Source organism: Fretibacterium fastidiosum (assembly GCF_000210715.1).
GTDB classification, from domain to species: domain Bacteria; phylum Synergistota; class Synergistia; order Synergistales; family Aminobacteriaceae; genus Fretibacterium; species Fretibacterium fastidiosum.
This window is the reverse complement of the sequence record NC_021038.1, coordinates 407,218-417,628: the sequence shown is the minus strand read 5'-3', so window position 1 is coordinate 417,628 and position 10,411 is coordinate 407,218. Positions and strand designations below refer to the sequence as shown.

Sequence of the window (10,411 nt, the reverse complement as noted above, 5' to 3'; positions counted from 1 at the left end):
TTCATCGTCTCGCGGTCGTGCTCCACCACCACCACGGTGTTGCCGAGGTCCCGAATGGAGTCCAGGGAGCGCACCAGCCGCTCCGTGTCGCGGGAGTGCAGACCGATGGTGGGCTCGTCCAACACGTAGAGCACGCCGCTGAGGTTGGAGCCTATCTGCGTCGCCAGACGGATGCGCTGGCTCTCGCCGCCAGACAGCGTGTCCGCCCGGCGAAGGAGGGTCAGGTAGCCCACGCCCACGTCCACCAAAAAGTCGAGCCGCCGGCGTATCTCGCTCAGCACCTGCTCCACGATGCTGGTCTCCGTCCGCCCCAGGTCTAGTCGGCGCATCCTCAGGGCCAGCTCGTCGATGGGCATGACCATCAGGTCCCCGATGCCGTAGCCCCCCACCTTCACGTTCAGGGCCTCCGGGCGCAGGCGCAGGCCTCCGCAGGTCCGGCAGACGTCCTCCTCCCGATAGGCCGCCAGTTCCTCCAGGGTCTTCTCGGACTCCGTGTCCCTCAACATGGTCTCAAGCCAGTTGACGACGCCCTCGTAGCGCCCCATGTAGGGCCGCGCGACGCCCCCCTCGTCGAACACCATGGGGACCCGCTCCGCACCGCTGCCGTTCCAGATGAAGCTCCGGACCGCCTCGGGCAGGTCCCCGTACTTCGGCGCCAGATCCCAGCCGTACTTCTCTGCAAAGAGCCGGATCTTCTTAACGTAGTAGGGCTTCGTCTTCCATGGGATGATGGCCCCCTCCAGCACGGACCGGTCCGGGTCGATGACCAGGTCCTCGGAGAAGTGCTCGTGGCTGCCCAGGCCGCTGCAGTCGGGGCAGGCGCCGAAGGGGCTGTTGAAGGAGAAGAGGCGCGGCTCGATCTCCGGCATGGCGATGCCGCACTCCGCGCAGGCGTACTTCTCCGTCATCATGTACTCCTTCTCCCCCTCGACGGCGATGAGCACGTACCCGTCCGACTGCCTCATGGCCGCCTCGACGGACTCCGCGATGCGGCTGCGGCGGTCCTCCGCCACGCGCAGACGGTCGATGACCACCTCGATGCTGTGGCGCTTCCGCTTGTCCAGGTCGATCTCGTCCTCGAGGTACAGGGTGGACCCGTCCACGCGCACGCGGGAGTAGCCTTTCTCGCGGACCTGGGTCAGGAGGTTCCTGAACTCGCCCTTCTTGCCGCGCACCAGCGGCGCGAGGATTTCGATGCGCCGCCCCGCGTCGTTCTTCAGGATGTGCCCCACGATCTCGTCGATGGAGCGGCGCTCCACGGGCCTCCCGCACTTCGGGCAGTAGGGGACGCCGATGCGGCCGTAGAGCAGGCGGAAGTAGTCGTAGATCTCCGTCACGGTGCCCACGGTGGAGCGCGGGTTGTGCCCCGTCCCCTTCTGCTCGATGGATATGGCCGGGGAGAGCCCCGTGATCTCGTCCACGTCCGGCTTCTTCTGAACGCCCAGGAACTGGCGCGCGTAGGCGGACAGGGACTCCACGTAGCGCCGCTGGCCCTCGGCGTAGAGCGTGTCAAAGGCCAGCGAGGACTTGCCGGAGCCGGACGGCCCCGTGATCACCACCAGGCTGCCGCGGGGAATGTCCACGCTCACGTTCTTCAGGTTGTGCTCCCGCGCGCCCCTGATGTGAATGCAATCGGTCAAAAGATGTTTTCTCCTTCGTTCGCTACCGCTGGCGCTTCCCCGGCGCGCCGGGGAGCGGCTGAATGCGATATAATCTTCAATGGGTTTCAACCCCTCGGCGGGGCGCCCCCTCACGTTCACCGCGTATTCTATCATGAAGCGCGGCGCGGGATGAGGGGTCAACGGCGCCTCATCCCGAAATCGAAAGAGGTGAGGACATGACGTCAGGACGCGCTCTCCGCGTCGGCTCGCCGGCCGGGAGGCTCCTCCTCGCGGTCCTCCTGGCACTGACGCCGCTCCTCCGGCCCATGGCGGCCGGCGCAGCGGAGGACTGGACGCCCCCCACGGACGTCGTTCAGGCCCAGGACGAGATCAGCAGGGACATCGCGCAGCGTCAGGCCGCCGTAGAGGCGGAGCTGGGCGACGGAAAGCTCACGAGCATCGACATCGCGGCGCGCATGAGGCAGCTTGACAGGCTCATTGCGACGGCCTCCGAGGACGCGGCGGGCTGGGGCTTCAGCGCGGAGCAGCGCGAGCAGTACGCGCGCCTCCTCTCCGACCTGAGCCTGGACTGGTCCGCCTACAATTCCATGCTCCAGAGCCAGCCGCCCCGCGCCACGGACGCTTCGGGGCTCCCCGCGTCGCAGGACCTCCCCGCCGTCGCCGACATCGACTTCAGCGACGACCTCCTAATGCGGATCCAGAAAGCGGCCAACGAATTGGACGTGCAGATGTTCTACCTGCAGTCCAAGCTTGGCGTGCTCAAGCTGAGCCAGTCGGACATCGAGAGCCTGAAGGGCGGCGCGGGGGCGGACGACGGCTCCCCGACACCGCCGAAGCTTCAGGAGCTGAAGCTGGAGCTGGCCCGCGTGAGGATGGCGGCCTCATGGGCCCAGGTCCTGGCCGCGAAGCGGAGCTGCGACGCGAACGTCGCGCTCATCCGGAGCATGAGGGCGCAACTGGCCTCCGTCAAGGGGCGGCTCACCTTCCCGGAGGCCCTGCTCAACGCCCGCGTCGCCAGCCTGGACCGGGAGATCGACGAGACGGCGGTGCAGCTCGAGAATGGCCGGGCCATGCTGCTGAGCGCGGCCTCCGACCTGACGAAGGCCTACGCCGCCATGAAGTCGGCCGACGTTTTTCCCCTCACCGCCGCCTCCTCGCGCTACCTGGAGCGCAAGACCAACACGAACAAGCTGGAGTACTCCGCCACCTTCCTGGAGGACAAGGTCCGCTGCCTCCGCGAGGCGCAGGACCTGTGGCGCAAGCGCTACAAGCTCTTTCACGACCAGGTCTCCGGCCAGGATATCTGGCAGTACCGCAGCGACGCGAGGAGCAGGATGGCCGAGCTGGAACGCCAGCTCGAGGCCATCCAATTAATGAAGAGCGAGCTTCAGCGCAGCATCGCCACGATGACCGAGCAGGCGGAGGGGACCGACGGGCGGACCCGGCAGAACCTCGGCCAGGCCCTCCAGAACGCGAAGGACACCGTCGCCAACGTCCTGAACCTCTACTCCTCCCTGATCCCGAACCAGATCTTCCTGCTGCAGACGTTCTACGACGAGGCCAGCGAAAAGCTCAACGCCGTGCGCATCGCGGAGAAGGTCGGCAGCTTCGGCAAGGCCACGGTCATGGACTTCCTGAACACGAAGCTGTGGGAGGGCGAGGGCTACGCGGTCACCGTCATCAAGCTGGTCACCGCCCTTCTGGTGTTCATCTCGAGCTTCTTTCTGAGCTCCTGGGGGAGCCGCTGGATCCAGCGCTGGATCCTCTACGGCCTTCCCTCACAGACCACGGCGGCCGGTGCCGCGCAGCGGATCGTCTTCTACGTCCTGTGGTTCGCCTTCGTCCTCATCGCCCTCCAGATCGTCAACATCCCCCTGACGGCCTTCGCGTTCCTGGGCGGCGCGATAGCGGTGGCCATTGGATTTGGAGCCCAAAACCTCTTCAATAACCTCATCAGCGGCTTCATCCTCATCTTCAGTCGGCCCTTCAAGGTGGGAGACATCATCGAGGTTGACGGCACCAATGGGATCGTCGAGGACATCGGCTCCCGCTCCACGTGCATCCGCACCTGGGAGAGCTTCGACGTCATCGTGCCCAACCGCTATCTGCTGGAGAACCGCGTCACGAACTGGACGGGCAGCGACGTGAAGAAGCGCGAGGTGCTGAAGGTCCAGGTGGCTTACGGCACGGACACGCGCCGTGTGGAGGAGCTCCTGACGAAGGTCATCCGGGACCACAGCAAGGCGTTGAAGGACCCATCTCCCTTCGTGCTGTTCCGGAACTTCGGAGAGAGCAGCCTGGAGTTCGAGATGTACTACTGGGTGGACCTGACGGCGGCCTCCACGATGAAGGTGGCGAGCGACATGCGGCATCACATCGCCTCCCTGTTCCGACAGGAGGGCATCGAGATCCCCTTTCCCCGCACGGACGTATACCTCGTCCCCCCCATCGAAGGATCGGAGGCACAGGGCACGCTCGACCCGTAACGCACGAAGGGGGCGACCGTCTCTGGCCGCCCCCTTCATATTCACCGATTCACCGCATCTCTGCCGCGCCCGGCAGCGCCCTACAGCCCCAGCAGCACCGCCGCTGCGATGCCTGCGGCCTGCATCAGGAGCCCAATCCCGAACAGCGGGAGGAAGAACTTATACCACTTGTTTAGGGGGATGTGGGCGATCGCGCAGATGATGGGGATGTCCGCCGTGGGCCACATGACGTTGGAGAGGCCATCGCCGAACTGGAACGCCAGCACGGCCACCTGACGGCTGATGCCCAAGAGGTCCGCCAGCGGCGCCATGATGGGCATGGTGACGACCGCCTGCCCGCTGCCTGAGGGGATGAAGAAGTTGATGAGGTTCTGCACCACCAGCATCCCCTCGGCCGCCAGCCACTTGGGCAGGACGGAGAGCGGGAGGGAGCAGTAGTAGGCCACCGTGTCGATGATGTGCCCCTTCTGCAGGATCACCAGCATCGTGCGCCCGAAGGCGATGAGGAGGCACCCGGCGGCGATGTCGCAGAAGCCGTCCGCAAAGGCCTTCGCCGTGCCGTTGACCCCCAGGCCGCCCACCACCCCTCCCAGGATGCCCATGAGCACGAAGAGCGCGCCCAGCTCGTTGAAGTACCAGCCCTGAGCGATGACGCCCCACATCAGGACGCCCACGGCCCCCAGGCAGATGAGGCACACCAGCTTGTGCCGCAGGCTGAACTTCATGGAGACGAGCTCGTCGTGGTCCATGTGGAGCTCTCCCATGTCCACGCCGTGGAGGAGGCTCTGCGTCGGGTCCGCCTTGACGCGAGCCGCGTAGCGCGCGACGTAGAGCGCCGACACCGCGAAGAACGACAGGCTGAGGACCAGCCGAAAGGGCCAGCCGGAGAGCAGGGGGAGCTCCGCGCACTTCTGGGCAAGGATCACCGTGAAGGGGTTCATGATGGCCGCGGAATAGCCCATCCCGACCCCAACGGCCACCGTGGCCGCGCCGACCATGCCGTCGTAGCCCATGGCGATGGCCATGCCCACGAACAGCGGCAGGAAGCCGAAGCTCTCCTCGAACATGCCGAAGATCGACGCGCAGAACCCGAAGACGAACAGAAAGAAGGGCATGATGTAGCGGCGCTGGCTCTCCCCGAAGACCCGGAGCATGGCCCCCACCGCCGCGTGCAGCGCCTTCGTCCTCAGCACCACGTACCAGGACGTGTAGGCGAAGAACACGAAACCCACCACGTCCGCCCCCTCGATGAACCCCTCCATGTACGCGGTGAAGAGCCCGAAGAAGGACACGGGCGTCTGCTCCACCGCCTTAAAGGTGCCGGGCACGACGACGTTCCGCCCCACCGCCTCGTTGAGCACGCGGTCGAACTCTCCGGCGGGAAGCAGCCAGGTGCCGATGACGGCCAGCACGGCGAGGAAGAAGAGGATCGCGTAGGTGTGGGGCGCCGTGATCCTCTCAAGAAAGGACGGTCCCCGCCCGCCCCGCTCCAGCTCCAGCCTCTCATCCATCATAAAATCTCCCTTCATGTAGATATTGTAGAATGGCCCGGCCTGCCGGACCCCTGCCTCAGCTCACGCTCGACAGCACGCGCCTGAGGTACCGGTGCGTCCTCCGAACGGACGGGACGCTCACCCGCTCGGAGGGCGAATGAAAGCCCCAGGCGTCCGGCCCGATGGCCACGGCGTCGAGGTCCGGCCTCCGCTGAAGCAGACACCCCACCTCGATCCCCGCGTGGGCCGTCAGGACCCGCGGCGCAGCGCCGAAGAGCGCCTCATAGGCGCCGACGCACAGCTCCCGCAGGGGCGACCGGGGACGGAACTCCCACCCCGGATAGAGGTCGTCGCACCGGCAGCTCCCGCCCAGCAGGCCCGCCAGGCGCTCCATCCGCTGATAGAGGTACGTCCTCAGGCTGTCCCGCGCCGAGCGCAGCTCAAGGGTCAGGCGCAGCTCCCGGCCGTCGAAGCGGACCTCCCCCAGGTTGTCCGACGTGTCCACCAGCCCCTCCAGCATCTCGTTCATCTGAAAGATCCCGTCCGGCGTCAGGACCAGGGCGGAGATCACGGGCCCCGGCTCCGCGGCAGCCGCCGGGGCCTCCGGCTCCCGCTCCAGCGTCACGCGCACCTCGTCCCCCGATACGGCCAGCTCTCGGCTCAGGTCCTCCGCTAGTGCGGCCAGGTCCTCCCTGAGCGCGGGCTCCTCCGCGGGGTCCAGGCAGACGACGGCCTCCGCATCCCTGGGGATGGCCAGGCGAAAGCTGCCACCACGGATGGAGGCGAGGCGCGCCCCTCGACGCTCCGCAACCATCAGAAGGCGCGCCAGCAGGACGTTGGCGTTCCCGTGCCCGCGGTGGATGTCCTCGCCAGAGTGGCCGCCGCGCAGCCCGGACACGGCCAGGCGACAGGCTGCAAACCCCGCCGGCAGGGGCTCTGCCGTCACGGGAAGGCAGATGTCCGCCCTCATGCCGCCGCAGCTGCCGCACAGCAGGGAATCGCCCTCCGCGTGGTCCAGGTTGATGAGGAAGTGCGAGCGTATCTTCCCCGCGTCGAAGTTCAGCGCGCCGCTGAAGTCCGTCTCCTCCGCGACGGTGAAGAGCGCCTCAAGGGCCGGGTGCTCCAGCGAGTCGTCCTGGAGCAGCTCCATCGCCATGGCCACGCCGACGCCGTCGTCCGCCCCCAGCGTGGTGCAGCCTCCCGTGGAGAGCAAATCCCTCTCCAGAACCCATCGAATGGGGTCCCGCGCAAAGTCGTGCTCGACGCCCGGCGCCTTCTCGCACACCATGTCGAGATGCGCCTGAAGCAGGACGCCCGGCGCCGCCTCCCGGCCCGGCGCGGCGGCCTTGCGGACGAGGACGTTGTTCACCGCGTCCCGCTCCGCCTCAAGCCCAAGCTCCCGCGCCCAGGCCAGCACGTGGTTGCTGAGCGCCCTCTCGTTTCCGCTGCCGTGCGGAATCTGGCAGATATCGTAAAAGTGCCGGAACACCGGCTCACGCCTCAGCGCGTCCAACGTCATCATCAACAACCCTTCCTCGTAGCTCCTATTTATTAATGCACTATGCTAAATAACAATAGCGATACTTTATAACCGAACAAGCCTTTTGTCAAGGCGTCCGGCGTTCCGTACAAAAGCGAATACGGGAAAGCCGGAACGCCCGGCCCTCCCGTATTCGCAATACGGTTGACAGTTCTCAACAACTTCGCCCCTGTTGCCTAACGCGCACCTCAGAGCCTCCGCTCCGGCGAAGTCCTCCCTAGGTGGAATGAAAGTACTCCTCCTTCAGCATCGAATAGATGATCTGGTCCAGGTAGCCCCGATCGGACTTGTAGTTCTGCCGCAGCACGCCGTCCCTGTGAAGTCTCAGGCTTTCATAAAGTTTTATGCCCACCGCGTTGTCGGGGTAGACGTCCAGCCAGAAGCGGTTGAACTTCAGCGTCTCGAAGGCGTACTTCATCAGGGCCTCCATGGACTCCCTTCCGTATCCCCTTCCCTTTTGGGCGATGACGATCCTCCGAAGCTCGAAGCGCTCGGACATGAAGTCGAGACGGGCCAGGGCGTAACCGACCGTCTCAACGCCGTCCTTCCTCCGGATGACCAGCAGCCGGTGTCCGGGGTCGGCGATCTCCGCCAGGTGCTCTTCGTAGGTGCCGACCCAGATGAACCTCCGGTTCTCCTCGTCGTTCTCCTGCGCAACGATCCAGCCGATGTCCGACTCCGCGGCCTCGACGATCGCAAGGCGCTCCGTCTCCAGCATCGCGCCGACCTCCTCCTCACGTCCTCACGTCCGCAGGGCGCATTCCCCCGCGCAGGCCATGCCACTGTGCGAGGATCATCCCCGAAAACATCAACACACAACCCACGTAGCCCCGCAGCCCCAGGTTCTCGCCCAGGACGACCGCTCCTCCCAGGGTCGCGAAGACCGTCTCCACGCTCAGGATCAGGGCCGCATGGGCGGGAATGACGTCCTTCTGGGCCACCACCTGGAGCGTGTAGGCGATCCCCACGGAGACCACCCCGCAGTAGAGGATCGGGAGCAGGGCGTCCCCCACGTGTGCAAAGCCGCCCGGCTCCAGGGACAGGGCCGTCCCGACGCTGAACAGCGCACAGAACGCGAACTGCCAGAACGAGAACTCCAGGGGGTCCGTCCTCTTCACGTAGGCGTCGATGCACAGGATGTGCAGGGCCCAGAACACCGCGCCCGCGATCTCGAAGACATCGCCCCGCGAGACGGAAAGGTCCTCCCGCACGCTCAGGAGGTAGAGGCCCACGAGGGCCAATATCCCGGCGCACCAGGTCGTCAACGGAACCCTGTGGTGCATGAAGAGCCCCAACAGGGGCACAAAGAGGATGTAGAGCCCCGTCAGAAAGGCGGCCTGCCCGGCCGTCGTCTCCGCGATTCCCGCCTGCTGGAGCCACGCCCCCAGGAACATGACGCCTCCGTTCAGAAGCCCGCCCTGGACCGAGAGCCTGCGGGACGCAGCCCTCGCGCGCCTCCTCGCCGGATCGTGCCATCCGAAGATGACGATCAAAGGGAGCAGCGACGCGCTTCCCAGGGCAAAACGGCAGGCGTTGAAGGAAAAGGGGGGCAGGGCCCTGGAGCCGAACTGCTGTGCAATGAACCCAAAGCCCCAAATGGCTGAGGTGACGAGGAGCAGGAGGTTGCCCCTCAGCGCCCTGGAATCCATGGTTCGTCCCTCACGACGGTTTCTTCATTCCCACTGCCATCATAAAGTATTGTCCTGCCCATACCGGTACCTTCTCGACGTACTTTGACATGAAGATCATCAGGAGCGCCTTGTAGTCCACGTCGAAGTCCAGGGTGCCGCCGACGTGCACGTCGCCCTTCGCGTGGGTCACGTCGAAGATCGTGTGGTCGGAGGAGTAGTGTCCCAGATAGCGCAAGCCTTCCATGCGGGGCGTCAGGCTGAAGGGGAACGTGTCCTGTCCGCCGACGGCGATGATCGCGCGCTGGATCATCCCCCGGTCCTCCATCTCCGCCGGCGGCTCCCCGAAGGCGTTGAGCCCCCGCTCGCCGGACGGCACGGAGTGCTTCAGCTTCTTCTCGATGACCTCGCACCGCAGCGTGAACACGTCGTGCAGCATCCCCGGTATGGAGCTTCCATAAGACGTCTCATGCCCAAGGAGGAAGGCCTCGCCGATGCGGAGGTGGTTGATGCCGGACGGTATCCGATCGTCGAACACCAGCGGCAGGCTGCCGGAGTTGCCGCCCGACACGTACTCGAACTCGTAGCCGCAGCGGTTCTGCGCCTCCTTCGCCAGGTCCGCCAGCTCCTTCAGCTTCGCTGGCGTCGGGATGACGCCGCCGTAGCAGTTGAAGTTCACGCCCAGCCCGGCGAGCTTCACGCCGCGCATCGTCAGGATCTGCTCCACCATCGGCATGACGTCCTCCGGCAGCGCCCCCTCGCGCAGGTCGCCCAGCTCCACCATCAGGATGACCTCGTGCGTCCGCCCCAGCGTCAGCGCGGCGTCCGACAGCGCCTCGATGACGGCGAGCTCCGAGTTCAGGCTGACGTCGCAGAGGCAGACGACGTCGTCCGCCTCGGAGATCATGGGCACGCGCAGGAGCATCGCGCTCCGCGCCCAGCGCTTCAGCACCTCGATGTTCTCGAGGCGCGCGTCCGCGAAGTTGCGGATTCCAGCGTCCGCGAGGGCGTCCACCATCGGCTCCCACGCGCAGAAGCACTTGGTGACGTAGTGAAACTTCAGCTTGTGCGCGCTCAGGAGCCCGGACAACACCCTCGCGTTCTCAAGCAGCTTGTCCAGATCGACCCGTATCTGTGGGTACCTCATGCGTTACCTCCCTCCTCGTTTTCCTCGTTCGGGCTGCTTCCGGCTCACTTTTCTGCGTCCTTTTGCCTGCATTGTTTGACGAGGAAGCTGGCGACGTCGATGCCCTTCGAGCCGCGTCCGAAGCCGGCGTCCAGCCCCGCGGCCACGGCCATCTCGTCCGTGACCTGCGTGCCGCCGCCCGCAAGGATCAGGCGGTCGCGCACCCCCCGCTCCACGCAGATCTGGTTCAGGCGCCGCATGTTCTGGATGTGGATGTCGTCGTGCGAGATGATGGTGGACTGCAGGATCGCGTCCGACCTCGTCTCGATGGCCGCGTCCACAAGCTTCTCCACGGGACACGACGTGCCAAGGTAGTGGTACTTCACGCCGAAACCCTCGATCCCCCCGTGCTTGATGTCCAGAATCTCCTTCAGTCCCACCGAGTGCTCGTCCTCGCCCACCGTCGCCGCCACCACCGTGATGGGGCGCTCGTGGATGTACTCCCGAATCTCCTTC

8 protein-coding genes are annotated in these 10,411 nt (G+C 65.7%); 1 reads left to right on the top strand and 7 read right to left on the bottom strand.

Going from position 1 to position 10,411, the window contains the following annotated elements:
* Nucleotides 1-1,640, bottom strand: a 1,640-nt coding sequence (locus SY1_RS01820) for an excinuclease ABC subunit UvrA (protein ID WP_243440557.1), incomplete at its 3' end; no start/stop codon positions are given.
* A 197-nt stretch (nucleotides 1,641-1,837) separates the two neighbouring features.
* On the opposite strand from SY1_RS01820, the gene SY1_RS01815 reads away from it, so the two are divergent.
* Nucleotides 1,838-4,108 carry a mechanosensitive ion channel family protein gene (locus SY1_RS01815; RefSeq protein WP_015555992.1) on the top strand — a complete coding sequence of 757 codons (2,271 nt, stop codon included), beginning with the start codon at nucleotides 1,838-1,840 and terminating at the stop codon, nucleotides 4,106-4,108.
* 80 nt (nucleotides 4,109-4,188) lie between these two features.
* Here the strand turns inward: SY1_RS01815 and SY1_RS01810 are convergent, their stop codons facing one another.
* From SY1_RS01810 to SY1_RS01785, 6 genes are all read right to left on the bottom strand, one after another.
* A complete protein-coding gene (locus tag SY1_RS01810) occupies nucleotides 4,189-5,622 on the bottom strand; it encodes a YfcC family protein (protein WP_015555991.1) in 1,434 nt (477 codons plus the stop codon).
* Between the two features lie 55 nt (nucleotides 5,623-5,677).
* Nucleotides 5,678-7,123: a beta-Ala-His dipeptidase gene (pepD, locus tag SY1_RS01805; protein WP_015555990.1), complete on the bottom strand. Its 1,446-nt coding sequence runs from the start codon at nucleotides 7,121-7,123 to the stop codon at nucleotides 5,678-5,680.
* A 235-nt stretch (nucleotides 7,124-7,358) separates the two neighbouring features.
* Nucleotides 7,359-7,859 (bottom strand): GNAT family N-acetyltransferase, encoded by a 501-nt coding sequence (locus tag SY1_RS01800; RefSeq protein ID WP_015555989.1) that lies wholly within the window; start codon nucleotides 7,857-7,859, stop codon nucleotides 7,359-7,361.
* A 16-nt stretch (nucleotides 7,860-7,875) separates the two neighbouring features.
* Entirely contained in the window at nucleotides 7,876-8,790 is a 915-nt protein-coding gene (locus SY1_RS01795; protein WP_015555988.1) for a DMT family transporter, read from the bottom strand.
* Nucleotides 8,791-8,800: 10 nt separating this feature from the next.
* Entirely contained in the window at nucleotides 8,801-9,916 is a 1,116-nt protein-coding gene (locus SY1_RS01790; protein WP_015555987.1) for an alanine/ornithine racemase family PLP-dependent enzyme, read from the bottom strand.
* 44 nt (nucleotides 9,917-9,960) lie between these two features.
* A partial coding sequence (locus tag SY1_RS01785; protein WP_208872572.1) for a cobalamin-dependent protein occupies nucleotides 9,961-10,411 on the bottom strand: 451 nt, incomplete at its 5' end.

Coding starts and splice junctions, on each gene's coding strand:
- SY1_RS01815 (WP_015555992.1), top strand. CDS start 1,838: ATGACGTCAGGACGCGCTCTCCGCGTCGGCTCGCCGGCCGGGAGGCTC.
- SY1_RS01810 (WP_015555991.1), bottom strand. CDS start 5,622: ATGATGGATGAGAGGCTGGAGCTGGAGCGGGGCGGGCGGGGACCGTCC.
- pepD (WP_015555990.1), bottom strand. CDS start 7,123: ATGATGACGTTGGACGCGCTGAGGCGTGAGCCGGTGTTCCGGCACTTT.
- SY1_RS01800 (WP_015555989.1), bottom strand. CDS start 7,859: ATGCTGGAGACGGAGCGCCTTGCGATCGTCGAGGCCGCGGAGTCGGAC.
- SY1_RS01795 (WP_015555988.1), bottom strand. CDS start 8,790: ATGGATTCCAGGGCGCTGAGGGGCAACCTCCTGCTCCTCGTCACCTCA.
- SY1_RS01790 (WP_015555987.1), bottom strand. CDS start 9,916: ATGAGGTACCCACAGATACGGGTCGATCTGGACAAGCTGCTTGAGAAC.